Source organism: Sporosarcina sp. 179-K 3D1 HS, assembly GCF_047228905.1.
Classification (GTDB): Bacteria; Bacillota; Bacilli; order Bacillales_A; family Planococcaceae; genus Sporosarcina.
This window is the reverse complement of sequence record NZ_JBFEGI010000007.1, coordinates 174,571-192,998: the sequence shown is the minus strand read 5'-3', so window position 1 is coordinate 192,998 and position 18,428 is coordinate 174,571. Positions and strand designations below refer to the sequence as shown.

22 protein-coding genes are annotated in these 18,428 nt (G+C 48.4%); 5 read left to right on the top strand and 17 right to left on the bottom strand.

Annotated elements, in window-relative coordinates; all coding sequences use genetic code 11:
- Window positions 1–26: 26 nt before the first annotated feature.
- Both AB1K83_RS11440 and AB1K83_RS11435 read right to left on the bottom strand, forming a co-directional pair.
- A complete protein-coding gene (locus tag AB1K83_RS11440; RefSeq protein ID WP_413058314.1) occupies window positions 27–182 on the bottom strand; it encodes a hypothetical protein in 156 nt (51 codons plus the stop codon).
- A gap of 90 nt (window positions 183–272) precedes the next feature.
- Window positions 273–821, bottom strand: a complete 549-nt coding sequence (locus AB1K83_RS11435) for a superoxide dismutase family protein (protein WP_413058313.1) — start codon at window positions 819–821, stop codon at window positions 273–275.
- A gap of 127 nt (window positions 822–948) precedes the next feature.
- On the opposite strand from AB1K83_RS11435, the gene AB1K83_RS11430 reads away from it, so the two are divergent.
- Entirely contained in the window at window positions 949–1,263 is a 315-nt protein-coding gene (locus tag AB1K83_RS11430) for a hypothetical protein (RefSeq protein ID WP_413058312.1), read from the top strand.
- 9 nt (window positions 1,264–1,272) lie between these two features.
- Here the strand turns inward: AB1K83_RS11430 and AB1K83_RS11425 are convergent, their stop codons facing one another.
- The 4 genes from AB1K83_RS11425 to AB1K83_RS11410 form a co-directional block, all read right to left on the bottom strand.
- Window positions 1,273–1,662 (bottom strand): ectoine synthase, encoded by a 390-nt coding sequence (locus tag AB1K83_RS11425; RefSeq protein ID WP_413058311.1) that lies wholly within the window; start codon window positions 1,660–1,662, stop codon window positions 1,273–1,275.
- Between the two features lie 13 nt (window positions 1,663–1,675).
- Window positions 1,676–2,956 carry a diaminobutyrate--2-oxoglutarate transaminase gene (gene ectB / locus AB1K83_RS11420; RefSeq protein ID WP_413058310.1) on the bottom strand — a complete coding sequence of 427 codons (1,281 nt, stop codon included), beginning with the start codon at window positions 2,954–2,956 and terminating at the stop codon, window positions 1,676–1,678.
- Window positions 2,957–2,998: 42 nt separating this feature from the next.
- A complete protein-coding gene (gene ectA, locus AB1K83_RS11415) occupies window positions 2,999–3,523 on the bottom strand; it encodes a diaminobutyrate acetyltransferase (RefSeq protein WP_413058309.1) in 525 nt (174 codons plus the stop codon).
- A 693-nt stretch (window positions 3,524–4,216) separates the two neighbouring features.
- Window positions 4,217–4,897, bottom strand: coding sequence for a phosphoribosylaminoimidazolesuccinocarboxamide synthase (locus AB1K83_RS11410; protein ID WP_413058308.1), 681 nt, complete (start codon window positions 4,895–4,897; stop codon window positions 4,217–4,219).
- Between the two features lie 165 nt (window positions 4,898–5,062).
- Between AB1K83_RS11410 and AB1K83_RS11405 the strand changes: the two genes are divergently transcribed.
- From AB1K83_RS11405 to AB1K83_RS11390, 4 genes are all read left to right on the top strand, one after another.
- Window positions 5,063–5,284 (top strand): heavy-metal-associated domain-containing protein, encoded by a 222-nt coding sequence (locus tag AB1K83_RS11405; RefSeq protein ID WP_413058307.1) that lies wholly within the window; start codon window positions 5,063–5,065, stop codon window positions 5,282–5,284.
- Window positions 5,285–5,298: 14 nt separating this feature from the next.
- Window positions 5,299–7,197, top strand: a complete 1,899-nt coding sequence (locus tag AB1K83_RS11400) for a heavy metal translocating P-type ATPase (RefSeq protein WP_413058306.1) — start codon at window positions 5,299–5,301, stop codon at window positions 7,195–7,197.
- A complete protein-coding gene (locus tag AB1K83_RS11395) occupies window positions 7,198–7,890 on the top strand; it encodes a Crp/Fnr family transcriptional regulator (protein ID WP_413058305.1) in 693 nt (230 codons plus the stop codon). It abuts the gene before it with no gap.
- 325 nt (window positions 7,891–8,215) lie between these two features.
- A complete protein-coding gene (locus AB1K83_RS11390) occupies window positions 8,216–8,935 on the top strand; it encodes a YebC/PmpR family DNA-binding transcriptional regulator (protein ID WP_413058304.1) in 720 nt (239 codons plus the stop codon).
- Between the two features lie 85 nt (window positions 8,936–9,020).
- On the opposite strand, the gene AB1K83_RS11385 is transcribed toward AB1K83_RS11390, so the two are convergent.
- The 11 genes from AB1K83_RS11385 to AB1K83_RS11335 all read right to left on the bottom strand — a co-directional run bounded on the left by AB1K83_RS11385 (window position 9,021) and on the right by AB1K83_RS11335 (window position 18,417).
- On the bottom strand, window positions 9,021–9,176 hold the full coding sequence (locus AB1K83_RS11385) for a hypothetical protein (RefSeq protein ID WP_413058303.1): 156 nt from the start codon (window positions 9,174–9,176) through the stop codon (window positions 9,021–9,023).
- Window positions 9,177–9,181: 5 nt separating this feature from the next.
- Entirely contained in the window at window positions 9,182–9,718 is a 537-nt protein-coding gene (locus AB1K83_RS11380) for a hypothetical protein (protein ID WP_413058302.1), read from the bottom strand.
- Window positions 9,719–9,871: 153 nt separating this feature from the next.
- A complete protein-coding gene (gene fabZ / locus AB1K83_RS11375; protein ID WP_413058325.1) occupies window positions 9,872–10,297 on the bottom strand; it encodes a 3-hydroxyacyl-ACP dehydratase FabZ in 426 nt (141 codons plus the stop codon).
- Window positions 10,298–10,362: 65 nt separating this feature from the next.
- Window positions 10,363–10,749 (bottom strand): hypothetical protein, encoded by a 387-nt coding sequence (locus AB1K83_RS11370; protein WP_413058301.1) that lies wholly within the window; start codon window positions 10,747–10,749, stop codon window positions 10,363–10,365.
- 97 nt (window positions 10,750–10,846) lie between these two features.
- The gene (locus AB1K83_RS11365) at window positions 10,847–11,638 is read right to left on the bottom strand and encodes a VanW family protein (RefSeq protein ID WP_413058324.1); all 792 of its coding nucleotides are present in this window, start codon (window positions 11,636–11,638) and stop codon (window positions 10,847–10,849) included.
- 230 nt (window positions 11,639–11,868) lie between these two features.
- Window positions 11,869–12,489, bottom strand: coding sequence for a LysE/ArgO family amino acid transporter (locus AB1K83_RS11360; RefSeq protein WP_413058300.1), 621 nt, complete (start codon window positions 12,487–12,489; stop codon window positions 11,869–11,871).
- Between the two features lie 77 nt (window positions 12,490–12,566).
- Window positions 12,567–13,763, bottom strand: a complete 1,197-nt coding sequence (locus AB1K83_RS11355) for a class I SAM-dependent rRNA methyltransferase (protein ID WP_413058299.1) — start codon at window positions 13,761–13,763, stop codon at window positions 12,567–12,569.
- Window positions 13,764–13,974: 211 nt separating this feature from the next.
- Entirely contained in the window at window positions 13,975–15,249 is a 1,275-nt protein-coding gene (locus AB1K83_RS11350) for a TRAP transporter large permease (protein WP_413058298.1), read from the bottom strand.
- Window positions 15,246–15,722 (bottom strand): TRAP transporter small permease, encoded by a 477-nt coding sequence (locus AB1K83_RS11345; RefSeq protein ID WP_413058297.1) that lies wholly within the window; start codon window positions 15,720–15,722, stop codon window positions 15,246–15,248. The genes AB1K83_RS11350 and AB1K83_RS11345 overlap by 4 nt, the downstream gene beginning before the upstream one ends.
- 68 nt (window positions 15,723–15,790) lie before the next feature.
- Entirely contained in the window at window positions 15,791–16,831 is a 1,041-nt protein-coding gene (locus AB1K83_RS11340; RefSeq protein ID WP_413058296.1) for a TRAP transporter substrate-binding protein, read from the bottom strand.
- A gap of 140 nt (window positions 16,832–16,971) precedes the next feature.
- Window positions 16,972–18,417, bottom strand: a complete 1,446-nt coding sequence (locus AB1K83_RS11335) for an aldehyde dehydrogenase family protein (RefSeq protein WP_413058295.1) — start codon at window positions 18,415–18,417, stop codon at window positions 16,972–16,974.
- Window positions 18,418–18,428 lie beyond the last annotated feature (11 nt).

Genomic DNA, 18,428 nt, shown 5'->3' with positions numbered 1-18,428 from the left:
CCTTTCCGGATTAAAATCTATCCCCATTATTTCACGAGGCAGACATAGAAAGGAGGTGTTGTTCTATTGACGCTTACGACAGTTTTAGCCCGGGACATGACAGTTCTGGAGATTGCCATGTCAGTTTTAGCCCGGGACATGACAGTTCGGGTGATTGCCATGACAGTTCCCGGATTTGCCATGACAGTTTCTCCGCCCCATGACAGTTCTAACTCGGGACATGACAGTTCTGGTGATTGCCATGACAGTTTGAAAACCCTTACGCAACAACCCTATTTCCCAATCGCAGCACAGGCGATACGCGCACCCGAGTTGCCAGCGGGATCCGTTTTATAGTCATCCGCCTCCGCATGGATGACGAGGGCGCTGCCGTCCGCATCAAGTAGCGAGTTCGGCTCCCCTTGTTTCAAGGTAACTTCTTTTGTCGTGATTTGCGTTACAACTTTTCCGCCTTCTGGAACGTCGATATTCGGCAGGTCTCCTGAATGGAAGCCTTTCGGATTCTCAAAGCCATGTTGTTTTCCAGTCGGGTTAAAATGCGCGCCTGCAGATTCAAAATCGGGCGAAGTGCAAACACCCGTCTCATGGAAATGGATGCCATGAACTCCCGGTGATAGCCCATCAGCCTGCAAACTGATCTTCACGCCTTCCACCATTTCCTCTAACTGGACTTTGCCGATTTTTTTCCCTTTGGCGTTAAAGATCGTTGCAGAAACCGGTTCCATGGATTCGCCGCTTACCGGCAATTGGGTAGAGGGCCTCCCGCATCCCGCCAACGCTAGAACCCCCGCCAGGATAAGTATGACATGTTTTGTTTTCATTTCCATTCCTCCTTAAAATCTCTCTCAAGTAGGATGGCCCAAATTCAGGAAATTATGTATGGTAATTTCACCCTCCGGAACCATTTCCCTGATTCTACGTCCAACATTGAAAAGGAGGGCTCTGTGAATGGATACGATCAATCAATTACTGTATCAAATTGATGTCATGCTTTTCCTCATTCTAATAGTAGTTTTCTTCCTGCTCTTTAAAAATAAATCCCGGCGCGTGACCCGATTTTGCCTCGGTCTCATTTCAGGGATAATCATCCTCGTAGCTTGGAACCTTGGTCTTGTACATGGATCGATTGTCGATGAGCTCAACGGCAGTGGCAATATCTTACCCGATGTCGCCGTCATGATTTTCGGCACGATCAATATCATTGTCGCCGTCTCGCTCTCTAGTGAAAAACGAAACATCCCCCACGATTCCTTAGAATCATGAGGGATTTTCTTATGCTTCCAACAATGGATAAACGCCTTCTTCATCATGCGTTTCCGAACCGACCAGCGGCGGGTTGAACACGCAGATGAGCCGCATGTCCGTCTTGCCGCCCCGCAAATAATGTTCGTCGTTGTCATTCAACGCATACATTGTCCCGTTCTTGATCGGGTACACCTTGCCATCCGCCACGGTCTCGATCTCTCCGTCGCCTTCTACGCAATAAACAGCTTCCAAATGATTCTGGTAATGAATATGCGTTTCCGTCCCGGCGTAAATGATCGTTTCATGGAAGGAAAAGCCCATACCGTCTTTCTTCAATAAAAAACGGCGACTCGACCATGTCTCTGCCTTCATCTCGTTTTCCGTCCCTATAATTTCATCCAATGTGCGTACAATCATGTTCTCATCCCCTTTAGTTTCGGACGACTTCTTCAATCGCCTCTTCTAAAATATCGAATCCTTTATGCAGCCCTTCTTCATCGATCGTCAAGGAGCCCAGGAACTTCACGACTTCACTGGACGGCCCAGATGTTTCGATAATCAATCCTTTTTCAAACGCCTTGGCACAGATTTTGTCGGCATAGTCCTCTTTCCCTTCCCCGCAAGCGATGCCACGCATAAATCCGCGTCCCCGTGCCGTCGCTTGAAGTTGTGGATACTTGTCGACAATCGTGTCCAACCGGTCTTTGATAATTATGGATTTTTCCTGGATCGCTTCGGCAAACTCTTCCGTCTCCCAGTGCGATAACGCTTCCGTCGCTGCGATGATCGCCAAGTTGTTGCCGCGGAACGTCCCGTTATGTTCGCCGGGACCCCAAATATCGTATTCCGGCTTGATCAACGTGATGGCAAACGGCAATCCATAGCCGCCGATCGATTTTGATAGGCAGACGACATCCGGTTGAATGCCTGCCGGTTCGAAACTGAAGAAAGTTCCAGTACGCCCACAGCCCGCTTGGACATCATCCACAATCAGCAGCATGTCATAACGTCGGCAAAGTTTCTCTATCTCTTGCAACCATTCAAAACTCGCCGCGTTGATGCCGCCTTCCCCTTGGACCGTCTCCAAGATGACGGCTGCCGGCAAGTCCATGCCACTTCCCGCATTTTGCAAATACTGTTTCAAATAAGCAATCGAATCGCCTTCGTCCAAGAACGTGTCAAACGGCATCGCGACTGTGTTCGTCAACGGAACACCCGCCCCTTCCCGGTTGAATGAATTCCCCGTTACCGATAACGCGCCTAGCGTCATCCCGTGGAAGCCGTTCGTGAAGCTGATGATGTTCTGACGCCCCGTCGCTTTGCGCGCAATTTTTAATGCGCTTTCCACTGTGTTCGTACCCGTGGGTCCAGGGAACATGATTTTATAATTCAAGTTTCTCGGCTTCAAAATGATTTCATTAAACCGTTGCAGAAATTGGGCGCGGACTTCCGTTCCCATATCCAGACTATGTGAAATACCATCTTCCAAAATATATTCAATCAGTTTTTGTTTCATTTTTTCATTATTATGGCCGTAGTTCAGAGCCCCCGCTCCCGCGAAGAAATCGATATATTCCTTCCCGTCCGTATCCCACATTTTATAGCCTTTCGCCTTCTTGAACACAGTCGGGAAACTGCGGCTGTAACTCCTCACTTGTGACTCATGGTGTTCGAAAATTTCCATCGGATTTCGGTCCATTGTCAGTACCATTGTTTGACATTCCTCCAGTATTTTTATTTGTTTAGTCTGTTTTTATCTTACGCCAATCGTATAAAGCAGTTCGGCTTCATGACCCGTGCCCGGAAATTGATCTTCCGTGAAACAGTCAGTCACGTGGCAGTCTGTTTTCATATCCCTGGCCAGTTTCCGGAATAGCGCATCCGACGCCTGATTGGAAGGGCTTACTGTCGCCTCCAAACACCGAATATTCCGACATACATCCCTGTGTAAAATCGACTGCAACATGCGTGAAGCGATGCCTTTTCCCCGTTGGGACGCATCGACCGCCACTTGCCAGATAAAAAGCGTATCCGGTGCTTTAGGTGGGATAAATCCGGAGATGAATCCGACAATCCGTTGTCCATCCGCTTCGACGACAACGCTCGTCTCATCAAAATACTTCGCCCACATCAAATAACTATACGAAGAGTTCAGATCCAAGACGCCCATATCTTTAATGAGCTGCCAGATCTCTTTGCCGTCCTCTTCCGTCGGGGTCCGGAATAGGATAGATTCACTTTCGACTACTGCGGTTGCACTTTCTTTTCCTTCTGACAAAAATGAGTTCCTCCAAGTCTTGTCATTCACTGCGACATGAATGTTTTTCTTGGAAACCCGTTATGGTTTCCTGATGCTGTTCTAAGCTGTCGGAAAACCATTCACCTCTCCTGCCAGACGAATACATAATGCTGAAAAAAGTTGGATTTGTTTGTAGAGTAAAGAGCGTGAGCTGTCCAACAGACGTCCTCACAGGTGGTCATACGTGGGTAAACATGTGGATATAGCAAGGGAACTTACGTAGGAACCGCCACCTCGGGAAAATGAGGGACGATAACAAAAATGGCTTGCTTTCTGCCTTGCAGTATGAAGAGCAAAAAATAGCGCCTTTTCAAAAGGATAGGGCATCCTTTTGTTCATTACAGAAACAGCTTGATGGTGCACAGGATTCGCTGATATGAAAGACACTTTCGATATCTTGAATTTCACTGCCATACTCGTTCATCCACCCAACCAACTTGATCAAAGAGGTTTTGGCGTCAGCCAAAGGCCCTCATTGCCTTTCGTGATGGGTTTTTCATTCGTCTTGCGAAGAAGTAAACGATTTCTTATAGTGCCATCCGTGACACTAGTTGCCTAGTATAGAGGAGCAAATTTAAAAAGTCAAACGATTCTAGCAAAATATTCATTGGTGAACATTTCGAAACCCACGACAAACCCCGCAGCTATAGGCAGTCTGCGGGGTTCTCATTTTTATTCTAAAATCAATTTTTCCAAATCAAGCGGGAGGATGTATTCTCCGTCTTTATAGACACGCATATTCCCTCCGGAAATTTCATCGATGAGCATGATTTGCCCTTCCTCATCCCGGCCGAATTCCAATTTAATATCGTATAACTCGAGACCTTTTGCTGCGAGTTCCTCTTTGACGACACCCGAAATTTCTGTTGTGAGGGATTTCAAAGTTGCGTATTCATCATGCGTCAAAATGCCAAGCTGCGCGAGTCCGTCTTCGTTGATCGGCGGATCGTTCCGGTCATCGTCTTTGATTGTCACTTCGACGTAGGCATCCAATGGTTGTCCTTCCTCACAATAGGCGCCATATCTGCGCAGAAAGCTTCCGACTGCCCGATATCGGCAAATGACTTCCAGCCCTTTCCCGAATACGGTTGCGGATTTAACCGTCATTGTCACGTTTTCAATGTCTGCCTCGACATAATGGGTTGGTATCCCTTTTTCCACAAGCTTCTCGAAGAAATACGTCGTCATCCGAAGCCCCGACTGCCCTGCCCCTTCAATCGTCAAGCCTACTGTATTCGCGCCTGGATCGAAGACGCCATCTTCGCCGGTTACATCATCTTTGAATTTCAATAACACATTGCCGTCTTGCAATTTGTAAACATCTTTTGTTTTTCCTTGATACACGAGTTCCATGGGTGCCCACGTTTCCTTTCCATTCGAAAATGTAGTGCCATCCTTAGTATAAGTCACATTCGCTTGAAGAAAAAGTAAAGATTGCCGGTAACTTGACCGGCATCAAGGTTTCATTCCAAAACTTGCCTTATGCTATAGACAAGAAGAATAAGAGGAGGAGTCAAAATGAAAAAAGTAGTCTTTGGATTAGAGCCGGTGAGCTGTCCGTCCTGTATTAAGAAGATTGAAGGATCATTGAAGAAAATGAACGGCGTCCAGGATGCCAAAGTGCTTTTCCATTCCGGGAAAGTCCGGGCACAATTCGATGAAAATCTCGTAAAAGCGGACGACCTCCAACAAGTGATCGTCAACTTGGGCTATCCTGTCATCTCGCAAAAAGTATCGTAAAAGGAGTGTTGATCATGAATGTCAAACGGACATCCCAAATCACGGCCGTCACAGCGACGCTTCTGGCGACCGCGCTTGGACTTCATCTCCTCGGGCTATCCGAGTGGAAACAATGGCTGCTGATCATTTCAACAGTGATCGCCGGCGTCCCGATTGCAAAGAAAGCGTTTCAAGCATTGCGAATGAAAGCCTTCAGCATTGAACTATTAGTGACCATTGCGGTGGTCGGTGCGTTGTTCATCGGCGAATATGTCGAATCGGCCGCCGTGACGTTCCTGTTTTTATTCGGCGCCTATTTGGAAGCCCGGACGCTCGAAAAAACCCGTTCGTCCTTGAAATCGCTCGTCGATATGGCGCCTCTTGAAGCGACCGTCATACGGGATGGCGAGCCGGTCATCCTGCCGGTTGACGAAGTGTTGAAAGGGGACCGGGTCCTCATCCGCTCCGGTGAAAAGGTGGCGGTAGATGGACAAATCCTTACAGGGCAAGCAACGTTGAATGAAGCAGCCATTACAGGCGAATCCGTCCCAGCCGTGAAAGCGGTGGAAGACCGCGTATTCAGCGGAACGATCGTCGACAATGGCTATATCGAAGTCATCGCAGACCGGGTCGGGGATGATACGACATTCGCCCGGATCATCGAGTTGGTGGAAGAAGCCCAGGAATCCCAGTCAAAAACGCAGAAATTCCTGGATAAGTTCGCCAATATCTATACACCCTCCATCGTCGTCCTGTCCATTCTCGTCTATCTATTCACCCGCAATATCGAAATGACGCTCACTTTCCTCGTCATCGCTTGTCCAGGCGCACTTGTCATCTCTGCACCGGTGTCCATCGTCGCGGGTATCGGGAACGGGGCACGTAACGGTGTCCTCATCAAAGGCGGAGACATTATGGAGAAATTGGCGAAAATCGATACGGTGGTGTTCGACAAAACCGGGACACTGACCCGTGGACGCCCCGAAGTGACGGACATCCATGCCCTTGCGGGGAATGAAGAGGAACTGCTCCGCATCGTCGCCGAAGCAGAAACGATTTCCGAACATCACCTCGGACAGACAATTGTCAAGGAAGCGAAGCGACGTGGACTGTTACTGGCGAATGAACCGGAAGATGCCGAAGTGATCAAAGGGAACGGCATCCGGGCCCGTATCGAAGACCGACTGCTCGTCATCGGTAACCGGAAGTTGATGGCTGCGGAAGGGATTGCCATTGAAGAATCGGTCGAAGCCTATGCGGTGGATCGCGAAAGAGCGGGAAATACGGCGATTTTCGCGGCGATTGACGGACAGATGGCGGGCATCTTCTCCATCGCCGACCGGATCCGCCCTGAAGCTGAAAGTGCATTGGCGGCGATGCGTGCAGCCGGCGTCAAACGGATGATCATGCTTACGGGGGATAACCGACATACTGCGGAACTCGTCGGCATGAAACTGGGACTCGATGAAGTCCATGCCGAACTGTTGCCCGAAGACAAAGTCGCCATGGTGCAACGATTGCGCGAGGCCGGACATCGGGTGGCCATGGCGGGAGATGGGATCAATGATGCACCAGCCATCGCCACGGCGGATATCGGGCTCGCGATGGGCGAAGGCGGAACGGATGTGTCGATGGAAACCGCCGATGTCGTCCTCATGGCGGACCGGCTCGACCAATTCGCCCACGCCTACTCCCTCGCCAAAGCGACCATCCGCAATATGAAGCAGAACACCTTCTTCGCAGTCGGAACCGTCGTCCTTCTGCTTATCGGAGTCCTGCTCGGAAAAGTGTTCCTGGCAACTGGCATGCTCATCCATGAGCTAAGCGTACTGGCCGTCATTTTGAACGCGATCCGACTTATCCGGTATAATGGGAAAAAGAAGAAAATGGAGACAATCCTGTCAGAACCTGCATTAGAAGGAGGAGGGATGTAATTGTCAGAGTCAGCACAAGACGGGAACAAGGAGATGCAGAAAATGTGCATCTCCATCGTCCCGATTTTCAATCATTTAGATGACGCGGAAATGGCGGAAATCGTCAAGGAGACCCATTCCGTTGCACATCGCCGAGGCAATACAATTTATCGCGCAGGAGAACGGTCGGACGGATTATATATCGTCCATAAGGGACGCGTAAAAATTTACCGCTTGGCGGAAAACGGCAAAGAGCAGCTAGTCCGAATATTGGAGCCCGGTGATTTCACAGGAGAACTGTCTTTATTCACCGAATCGGTACATGATTCATATGCAGAAGCGATGGAACCGGTGGAATTATGCGTGATGGGTCGGGAGAATTTCCAAGCATTCCTGGTCAAGTACCCCGCCATCTCCCTGAAAGTGTTGGCGGAATTCTCCTCGCGGCTCGCGAAATCAGAAAAGCAGGCGACAACCATCGCACTGGAACCCGTCGAAACCCGGGTCGCCCTCTACTTGGCCGACCTCGTGGAACAACAGAAGTCGATGACCCTGGCCTTGCCGATGGCGCGAAAAGACATCGCCTCCCACCTCGGCACCTCCCCCGAAACCATCAGCCGCAAGCTCGCCGATTTCGAAGACGCCGGCTGGATCCGCCAAACCGGACAGCGGGAAATCGAAATCATTGATTTGGATGCGTTGTTGTTGGTGTAGGAGCGAGCGAAGTGGGAGGGGGTTGAACGGCCCGAACGCTCATATTACAAGACAAGCGATCATAACTACGGAGAACCGCTCATACTTCCGGACAGGCGATCATAACTACCGAGGACCGATCATACTTCCGGACAGGCGATCATAACTACCGAGGACCGATCATACTTCCGGACAGGCGATCATAACTCCGGGGAACCGCTTATACTTCCGGACAAGCGATCATAACTACCAATCGTACGGCCGGGATTTTCTACTTGTTCCCAGTTATATAATGGATGTATAATAGTACAGTTAACTCTATGCTATTGAAAGAGAGTGAAAATGGATGGGACGTAAGTGGAATAATATCAAAGAGAAAAAAGCGTCGAAGGATGCAAACACGAGTCGTATTTATGCGAAATTCGGACGTGAAATATATGTAGCGGCCAAACAAGGCGAACCGGATCCGGAATTGAATCAGGCTTTGAAAATTGTAGTGGAACGGGCAAAAACGTATAGCGTGCCGAAAGCTATTATCGATCGGGCCATCGAGAAAGCAAAAGGTGGGTCGGAGGAAAACTTCGACGAGCTGCGCTATGAAGGGTTCGGTCCAAACGGTTCGATGGTCATTGTCGATGCCTTGACGAATAACGTGAACCGAACCGCATCGGAAGTACGGGCGGCCTTCGGGAAAAATGGTGGGAATATGGGGGTCAGCGGATCGGTGTCCTACATGTTTGATGCAACTGCGGTATTCGGCCTTGAAGGGAAAACCGCCGATGAAGTGCTCGAACTTTTGATGGAAGCCGACGTGGAAGTGCGCGACATTTTGGAAGAAGACGACACGGTCATCGTGTATGCCGAACCCGACCAATTCCACGCAGTGCAAGAAGTATTTCAAGATGTGGGCATTACCGAGTTCACGGTAGCAGAATTGACGATGCTTGCGCAAAGCGAAATCACCCTACCCGAAGAGGCGCAAGTGCAATTCGAGAAAATGGTTGATGCGCTCGATGATCTCGAAGACGTCCAGCAAGTGTATCACAATGTGGATTTAGGCGAATAAACATTGAAAGCTGCCCTAGAGTCGAATCGACCACAGGACAGCTTTTTTCGTTACACTTTATTTGAAGGAATCAAGAGCAGTTTACTTACAGTAAGCCTTTCTTCAGCAGTTCCACTTCCACTGCGCCCAACTTTGTCAATTTGACGATTTGTTCAACAGCATATCCTTCGCTCAACATGGACTTTGCTAAAATCCGGCGTTCTTTCAACTGAATAACACGGGTGATGCCCCAGCGCATCACTCGTGTTATTCATTCTCCACCACTTTTCCCGCCTCATCGAAATAGGTATAAATGAACTGATATTCGCTAACTTCCGCTTTCGGGATATTCAACCAAGTCACACTTGGTTCACCGACCGGAAGCTCGATTTTCTCCGAGAACTCGTTCACATCCACTTGCACGGCTGCTACCCGGTTGTCAGCGGTGGTCACAAATACGATCGGTGGCCCCTCCTCGACTTCCATTAACAAAGAAGCGTGAAAAATGGCCAGCAATTCCCCCGCCCTCTTCTCGCTTTGGATCCACTCATAATTCCCTCTCGCATTTTTCCGGAATGTCATCATCGCCGAATCGGTTTCATTATGTAAATACGTCACAACGCGGTACTCCTGGACATCCTTTATTTCCAAAATGGTGATTTCCCCATGGCGTTCCTGTTCCAAAATTATCTGACTGATCGAATCCACGTCATTCCCATAGACCGGCTTCTCTTTCATCCAATAGAGTACTCCCGCTGCGGCCACTAAAACAGTGGCGAACAGCAATAGATTCCGATTCCTCACCAAATAACCTCCTTCCAATCCTATCCATTTATACGCCGCAAGGGCGATTTAGTTTCAATAAAAATGGCTAGGTAGTACCAATGCCAAGAGTTAATCAGAGAATAAAAAAACACCATTCCATGAACGGTGTGTAAAACTCAACTTTTGTAGATATTAATCACCAAACGCAAATAGTATTTCCGCTTCGCATACTAATTCACCATCAACAGTGGCGATGCCTTTTCCTTTACCAATCGGACCTTTTAACCGGGTGATTTCAACTTCAAGACGAAGTTGATCTCCAGGACCTACTTGCCGCTTAAAACGACATTGATCTATGCCTGCTAAAAGCCCCAATCGTCCTTGGTTTCCGTCTTTCGTCAGCATGACAACTGCACTTACTTGAGCTAATGCCTCCACAATTAATACCCCTGGCATCACCGAATAGCCCGGGAAGTGCCCATTAAAGAAATCCTCCTTGGATGTTACGTTTTTTATACCAATGGCTCTTTTTCCTTCTTCTAACTCTACAATCCTATCCACTAAAAGAAAGGGATAACGATGTTTAATAATCTCCATAATTTTTTGAGTGTCCAACATCATTAGATCCTCCATGACTAATCATTTTTTACATGAATCACGTTGGCTAGAAGAAGGGGATGCCCTTACAGCTTGACGTCTTCTGTCAACTCAAACAAATCAAACACATTTTTCTGGACGACAATGGACATGATCTTGCCTTCCTTTTTGAAGAAATGGACATTACCGACGCGGCCCTCTACCACTTCCGTCCAACCCCACTTCTCAATTTCCTCCAAATATTCGGCAGGCGGTGTGCCTTCCGCATCGCCGATGTCTTTCAATTTATACTTAGCGGATTTGGCGATATCCGCGGTGCACGCCTCCGGTTTGAGTTCATACGCATTTTTCGGGACCGGGAATCCCGTGTTGATGACCGCCATCCGATACCCGTCCTCATCGCTATACGTATAGGCGCAACCGGCCAATCCAAAAGCCGCCACTAGTAGAAATAAAACCAGGACCCGTTTCACTGCGATAACCTCCTCACAGAAACTTCACAGCTTATTACTGTTAGATTACTTGGAAAACGGATACTTGTCATCCAACGGTTTTGTGACAGTTTGGAAATCAAGTTCCAATGCCAGCCGATGCCTCCTCCTCATATGTCAAAAAAGGTTCATACATCGTAATCGCATGATTTTCGGTAATGAACTCGTCATCAACCTGTTCGCCATTCAAATTGAACACTTTCCGATAAATTGTATTATGCCGTACGTAGCCGCCCCATAATTCGCGCGTGAAGCTATGCTCTTTCTCGTACACTTCATACATTCGGGTTGCGGGCGTCGTCGACCGCCACTCCCCGACCAAGTTCTGATCAGTTAAATAGACGACTAGCTGGTACGTCTCATTCGTTTCGTTCTTGATTTGCAAATCCAAATAATTATATGCACACGTCGCCCCGCTACCAAACGGCTGGCTCCGTTTCGAATCCGGGAACACGTCGTAGCTGTGGCGATACCGTTCAGTCACCGTCAACGGCGTATGGAGTGTCATCCAATAGATCAAGTTTGAAAGCTGGCACAGGCCGCCTCCGATACCGATCGTCACCTTCCCGTAATGCAGCACCATCCCCTCGACATACCCTTTCCGCCTTGTTGTATTGCCGATCAGCTGCCAATAGGAAAACGTCTCTCCTGGCCGAATCAACACCCGATTCACACTTTTCGCTGCAATCTTCAAATTCTTCACCTTATTGTATTGCAGCTCCATCTCGACATCTTTCAACTGGCGCAGCAACGGGGTCTGATGCTTGAACAGCACATGTTCAAGCTTCTCCTCCCCACGTTTCTTGGCATAAGCTTTCCCATCCAAAATCCACTCCGCATACCGCTTGAGACGATACGCTTTCTTCCCCATATAAATTCGTAACGGACTGCGCCTTTTCGGTTTCAATGAATCCACGTGTTAGCCCCTCCCTTTAGTTCGTTCTTAGCAGTCTAGGAACGTTGTAAGGCTCTACGAAAACATAGTATTGAAGTTCCTCGTAAATGTTAAGGAGCCTCGGTAAATACATTGCGAGAGCCCATTTTTCAAATAAAAACCTAGTATGCCTTCGAATAGCAAATCTAGGTTTCTGCCATTCTCCTTCATTTCACATTCCCAAAGAGTTGGATCGCCATATAAACGGCAACCCCCCAGACGACGAGGGCAGAGATTTTATTCAACCCTTGCATCAGTTTGCCGCTGGAGTCGAGCTTTCCGAGGGAGCGCCCTGCCGCGGCTAGGCCGATGAACCAAAGCCAGGAAACAACGATAGTTGTCCCAGTAAATGCCCATCTTGCCTCATTGACATAGTTCAACGAGTTCGTGCCGATGACGCCGATCGTATCGAGAAGTGCATGCGGATTCAACAGGGAGACCGATGCGGCGAAGATGATTTGCCGTTTGGCGGTGAACCGTTCGGCTTCCGTATCCGGCGAGGCTGACTCACTGCGCCACAGGGAAAATCCGATGAATAGTAAAAAAAGAATTCCGAAACCGAAGATAATGTTTTCCAACCAGCCGAAAGTCAGGACGAGCAAAGAAACGCCCGACACCGCGGCGAGAATAAGAATGGTGTCGCAAACGGCAGCTGTCACAACGACGGGCAATGCTCTGCTGAACGTAGGTTGCAACGCGCCTTGATTAAACACAAATACATTTTGTACGCCGAGCGGCACAATGAGTCCGAAGGCGAGGATGATTCCATGTATGATTGCTTCCAACATCTGCTTCACTTCCAAACCAATTTCTACATTTATTCAGGAAAAGACCGCGCAGCAACAACCTACGCGGTCCACTCTGATTATTTCAACTTCTTCAAAATAACGACTTTCAAATAATTGAATTCCGGAAAATCCCGGTTCGTCCGGAAATCTTTCGGCAGTGAGGATTCTTCGAGAATTTTGTATTTCGATCCGGCATCCGTGAACGCTTTTTCAATGAACGACTTGAATTTCTTCATTCCGAAGCTCGAATTATTCGTAGAAGCAACGATGATCCCGTTTTTCTCGGTGATCGCAATCGCATCCATCAGCAAATCGGGGTAGTCTTTCGCCGTGCTGAACGTGTACTTTTTCGAACGGGCAAAGCTTGGCGGATCGAGGATGACCAGGTCAAACTTCAACTCATGCCGCTTCGCATACCGGAAATATTCGAAGACATCCATCACTTTGATATCTTGCTGTTCGTAATCAATGCCGTTGACGCTGAACTGCTCGATCGTCTTCGGCAAACTGCGTTTTGCGAGATCGACACTTGTCGTCTTGATGGCGCCGCCTAGTGTTGCTGCCACGGAAAACGCTCCCGTGTAGGAAAACGTATTGAGCACATGTTTTCCTTCCGCATAGTGATCGCGAATCGCTTTCCGTACATCCCGCTGGTCCAGGAAAATTCCGGTCATCGCCCCGTCATTCAAATCGACGGCGAACTGCATGCCGTTCTCTTTAATGATGATCGGGAAATCGCCTGGCTCCCCTTTGACGAAATCGTCTTGCTCGATATACTGGCCCTGCGTGTCGAACCGCTTCTTCTCATAGATCGCTTTATAATCGACAATTTTATCGAACACGCCATACACATGATGCTTGAGGGAATAAATCCCCTCGCTATACCAGCTCACCATATAATAGCCAGCGAAATAATCGATCGTCAGACCGCCGATGCCATCGCCTTCCCCGTTGAAGACACGGAAAGCGGTTGTATCCGGATCCGCAAACAACGCCTCTCGCCGAGCCAACGCCGCCTGGATTTTGGACTCGAAAAAGTCGAAATCGATTTCTTCGTCTTCCTTGCGCGTTAACACCCAGCCAATCCCTTTATTCTGGACACCGTAATACCCTTTTGCGATAAAACGGCGATCTTTATCAACCAACCGCAGCAGGCTGCCTTCTTTCACCAAGACAGCCGGATTAAGGATCGCATCCTTCAAAATTAACGGATACCCCTTCTTCAGCTCCGCGCTATGTTTCGCATTCACTTGTACATCAATTGTTTTCGCCATGATTTCATCCTTATTTCTTATTTTCTTCATTATCGCATGTTTGTTGACAAATTGCGAAAAGTACTACAGAGCTCACAACGTTATCACCATACTTCGAAACACACTCCAAAAACCTTACAACATTCTCGCCACACCTCGAAACGCTTTTCACAATTCCACAAGCATTCCAACAAAAAACCGCTCCAAGCCGGAGCGATTTATCGTAACTCTATTATTTCTGCAACGTTTCCAAGAACAAACTGATAGCCGGGATAAATGAAATGATCAAGACGTCCAACACCATGATGATGATGAAAGGGATGATCGCTTTGATCAAGCCTTCAAACTTCGTTCCCGCAATATTCGCAGCGACAAATAAGTTGATGCCGACTGGCGGTGTGATGAATCCGACAGCCAAGTTGAAGATCATAATAATTCCGAAGTGAACTAGATCAATTCCCAGTGCACTGACGATTGGGACGAGAATCGGCGTCAAAATGATGATTGCCGCTGACGTCTCCATGAATACCCCAACAAAGAGCAACAGCGCGTTGATGATCAACAAAGCGATGATCCAGTTATCCGTCACGCCCAGCATAAGCTCAGTCAATTCTTTTGGAATGCGCGCCCGCGTCAAATAATAACCGAATGAAGACGCCCCCGCTATGATGAACATGATAACAGCTGATACAACGACCGAGGAAGAAAAGATTTCAACCAAATCTTTCAGTTTAATTTCCCGGTAGATGAGTACACCGACAATCAATCCGTACACAACCGCGACAACCGCCGCCTCCGTCGGAGTGAAGATCCCGCCATAAATTCCGCCCAAAATGATGACCGGCATCAGCAATGCTAAGATTGCATCAGCGAACGCTTTTAGGAAGTCCTTGAATGTGAACGCTTCTCCGCCGCCATATCCTTTCCGCAGGGAAATCACATACACAAGCAAAACGAGTGATAAGGTAACCATAAGGCCCGGAATAATTCCCGCAATGAACAGCGAGCTGATCGAGACGCCCGCCGAAACTCCGTATAACACAAGCGGGACGCTGGGCGGGATCATGACGCCGATAGTTCCGCCAGCCGCCTGAACAGCGGCAGAAAAATCTCGGTCGTATCCTTTCTTGACCATCGCCGGAATTAAAAGCGATCCGACTGCCGCCGTCGTTGCCGCCGCTGAACCCGAAATGGCCGCAAAGAAAGCACAGGCAATTATGGAGACGATGGCCAATCCACCTTTCACCTGTCCAAACACGACGTTTGCCAAGTGAATAAGCCGTCTTGAAATCCCCCCATTTTCCATCAGCTTTCCGGCTAGTATGAAAAAAGGGATCGCCAACAACGGGAAGGAGGCAACCGAGTTGAACATCCGCTGGATAATAGCGATCAAGGATACATTGCCTTCCAATAAGAAAATGATCGACGAGGAGAGCCCCAAAGTGACTGCGATCGGTACGTTAATTAAAAACAGAGCAAGCAACAAAATGAATAAAAGAGCAGTCATGCCGAGTGACCCCCTGTCTTAAACTCTTTTACGAAAACGGCAATGAGATTGACAGTCAAAAAGAACCCGCTCACCGGAATGACGGCATAAATATAACCCATTGGAATGGCGAGGACCGGAGATAATTGCTTCATGCCTTGATTCATCAAATCATAGCCTTGGATGATCATAATAAAGTAGAACGCAATGCTGGCTACGGTAGCTAAGATGAAAAAGCCTTGGCGAATTCGCAGGGGAAATAAATCTGTGAAGAATGTCACCCCGATGTGGGCCCTCAATGACATGGCATACGCAGCACCGAGGAAGGTGAGCCAGACCAAGCAATAGATGGCAAGCTCTTCTGTCCAAGCAAGGGAGGATTTCAAAACGAAACGGAAAATGACCTGAGCAAAAACGGAGATGGTCAACACCGTCATGATGACGTTCAGCAAATGCTTCATCACTAAATTTATGGTATCAATGAGCTTACCCAACTGGAATTCCCTCCCATACAGAATAAGGGAGGTAGGCCCTCCCTTATCGTAATCTTACATATGATTGATTATTGAGCTTCGATGATTCGGTTCAACAACTCTTGGTATTCCACTTCTGAATAAATCGGTTTTACAGCCTCTTGGAATGGAGCTGTATCGATCTCCTCAATAATTTCGACACCGTTGTCTTTCAATGTTTGGATGGATTCTTTCTCCATCTCGATAATAAGGTCACGCTCTTTCGAACCTGCTTTCTGGCCTTCTTCCAGAACGATCGCTCTCAAGTCTTCCGGTAATTCGTCATATGTTTTTTGGCTCATCATGTAAATAGCAACGGAATACACATGACCCGTCAAGGACATGTATTTTTGTTTGGAATCATACAATTTGAACTGGTCCGCAACGATCGCTGGGTTTTCCTGCGCGTCTACAACCCCTTGTTGAAGACCTGTAATAGCTTCTGTCCATGCCATCGGAGTCGGTTGAGCACCAAGCGCTTCAAATGCAGCAATATGGATTTTATTCTCTTGTGTCCGGATTTTCAGACCTTTTAGATCTTCCGGTTTTTCAATCGGTCGGATCCCGTTCGTGATATGGCGATAGCCGTTTTCACCCCAAGACATGCCGATAATGCCGTGCTCTTGTAAACTATTAAACAATTCATCCCCGATTTCGCCGTTCAATACTTCAATCGCAGAATCCCGATCATTAAACAGGAATGGCACATCCAGCACTGCCAATTCCGGAACAAAGTTCGTTACAGGAGCTGTCGACGATACGACCAGGTCCACGGTTCCAAGTGTCATCCCTTCTGTCAATTCACGTTCCGCCCCAATTTCAGAGTTCGGGAACACTTCAATGATGACACGCCCATCTGTCCGCTCTTCTACAGCATCCGCCATTTCAAGAAATGCGATGTGGTACGGGTGGTCGACTGGCAAGGAGTGACCTGCCTGAAGCGTGTACACCTTTCCATCATCTTTTGCAGCTCCTTCATTTCCAGAGCCTGCATCCGCATTGCCAGAATCTGATTCTTTAGAACCACCGCATCCTGCCAAAACGAAGAGCAGAAGCAATGAAAAAATAAAACCAAATTTCAGTTTTCTCATTCTATTTCCCCCTACTAATATTTTTCCGAACCAGATAATTATAACATTTAAAAATTAACTGATTACTCATTCATTCTATCTGGGAACCTAGTACTTTGCAACCCTACCTAGCTTTAGGACATGGTAATAATCTAGTAATCTTAAATACCATATTTAACTGCGATATTTTTAATTTGCGTGTAATTCCGCAGAGCAATGAACCCTTTTTCCCGCCCGATGCCGCTTTTTTTGTATCCACCGAAAGGCATCTGGATTCCTCCTGCTGCGCCATAGTTATTGATGAAGACTTGGCCCGCTTTGATCTTTGATGCGACATAGTGGGCTACGTCGATGTCTTTGGTCCATATACCCGCGACCAAACCATAGTCCGTGCCGTTCGCGAGGGCTATCGCTTCTTCCACGGTCTCGAATGTAAACACGCTGAGGACCGGGCCGAATATTTCCTCTTGTGCCACGGAGCAAGTATGTTCCAGACCATCGAGCAACGTCGGCCGTATGTAATGTCCGCCTTCACTACCTTCGATTGTCACTGCTTCCCCTCCGGCTAACACTTTCCCTAATCTTTTCGCCTCTTCGATCCGTCCCATGATCTGGTCGAATTGCCGCTTGTTCAAAATAGGGCCGATATCTGCGTCTTCGCTGCCCGGACCGATTGTCAGCGCATTAAACCGTTCCACGAGCTTCTCGACAAAGCGGTCTTTCGCCTTCGCTTCAATTAAAAGACGAGACCCTGCCGAACAAGTTTGGCCTGCATTTTGGATAATGGCACGGACGACCGCCTCCAGTGCCTTCTCCTCGTCTGCGTCCGCAAAGACGACGTTCGGAGATTTTCCGCCCAGTTCAAGCGTGACCGGAACAACATTGCGAGCCGCTGCCTGCGCAACCGATATCCCGGTATTAACAGACCCCGTAAACGTAATATGATTGATTCCCGGATGGCTGGCAAGCGGAGCACCGATATCCGTTCCAAGACCCGTAATATGCTGAAAAACCCCTTTCGGCAAGCGGCTCGCGGCGAACCATTCTGCAATCGCATGGGCGGCAAGCGGCGTATCTTCCGCACTTTTGACGATGACCGCATTGCCTGTCGAAATGGCCGCCGCCACGCTCCGCGCGATGATTTGCAGCGGGTAATTCCATGGGATGATATGGGCTGTCACACCGACAGGCTCCAACACCGTCGCGTTCAATATACCATCCTCGATCGGAATGGTGTCCCCCATCACTTTATCTGCAGCCCCGCCGTAAAACTCGAAATAACGGGCTGCGGCTTCAGCGTCAGCGAGCGCTTGCGAGATTGGCTTCCCGACATCTTCACACTCCAGGCGTCCCCACTCTTGCGCATTATCCCGGATATGATGGGCCAGCTCGATCAACAAGTTCCCCCGCTCGAATGGCCTCACTTTCTGCCATTCATCACTTTCAAATGCGATTTGCGCAGCCTGTACCGCCACATCGACATGTTGTTCATTTCCTTTGACAATCTCGGCGATCTGCTCGCCATTCGACGGATTATAAACCGGCAGCCACTCATGCGAGTCGTCGCCAATCCATTCTCCATTGATTAACATCGGAATTCGTTTCATTTGGATTCGAA

Coding starts and splice junctions, on each gene's coding strand:
- AB1K83_RS11400 (WP_413058306.1), top strand. CDS start 5,299: ATGAATGTCAAACGGACATCCCAAATCACGGCCGTCACAGCGACGCTT.
- AB1K83_RS11390 (WP_413058304.1), top strand. CDS start 8,216: ATGGGACGTAAGTGGAATAATATCAAAGAGAAAAAAGCGTCGAAGGAT.
- AB1K83_RS11350 (WP_413058298.1), bottom strand. CDS start 15,249: ATGACTGCTCTTTTATTCATTTTGTTGCTTGCTCTGTTTTTAATTAAC.
- AB1K83_RS11405 (WP_413058307.1), top strand. CDS start 5,063: ATGAAAAAAGTAGTCTTTGGATTAGAGCCGGTGAGCTGTCCGTCCTGT.
- AB1K83_RS11425 (WP_413058311.1), bottom strand. CDS start 1,662: ATGATTGTACGCACATTGGATGAAATTATAGGGACGGAAAACGAGATG.
- ectB (WP_413058310.1), bottom strand. CDS start 2,956: ATGGTACTGACAATGGACCGAAATCCGATGGAAATTTTCGAACACCAT.
- AB1K83_RS11430 (WP_413058312.1), top strand. CDS start 949: ATGGATACGATCAATCAATTACTGTATCAAATTGATGTCATGCTTTTC.
- fabZ (WP_413058325.1), bottom strand. CDS start 10,297: ATGTTGGACACTCAAAAAATTATGGAGATTATTAAACATCGTTATCCC.
- AB1K83_RS11435 (WP_413058313.1), bottom strand. CDS start 821: ATGAAAACAAAACATGTCATACTTATCCTGGCGGGGGTTCTAGCGTTG.
- AB1K83_RS11410 (WP_413058308.1), bottom strand. CDS start 4,897: ATGGAACTCGTGTATCAAGGAAAAACAAAAGATGTTTACAAATTGCAA.
- AB1K83_RS11340 (WP_413058296.1), bottom strand. CDS start 16,831: ATGAGAAAACTGAAATTTGGTTTTATTTTTTCATTGCTTCTGCTCTTC.
- AB1K83_RS11355 (WP_413058299.1), bottom strand. CDS start 13,763: ATGGCGAAAACAATTGATGTACAAGTGAATGCGAAACATAGCGCGGAG.
- AB1K83_RS11440 (WP_413058314.1), bottom strand. CDS start 182: ATGGCAAATCCGGGAACTGTCATGGCAATCACCCGAACTGTCATGTCC.
- AB1K83_RS11365 (WP_413058324.1), bottom strand. CDS start 11,638: ATGGGGAAGAAAGCGTATCGTCTCAAGCGGTATGCGGAGTGGATTTTG.
- AB1K83_RS11360 (WP_413058300.1), bottom strand. CDS start 12,489: ATGTTGGAAGCAATCATACATGGAATCATCCTCGCCTTCGGACTCATT.
- AB1K83_RS11335 (WP_413058295.1), bottom strand. CDS start 18,417: ATGAAACGAATTCCGATGTTAATCAATGGAGAATGGATTGGCGACGAC.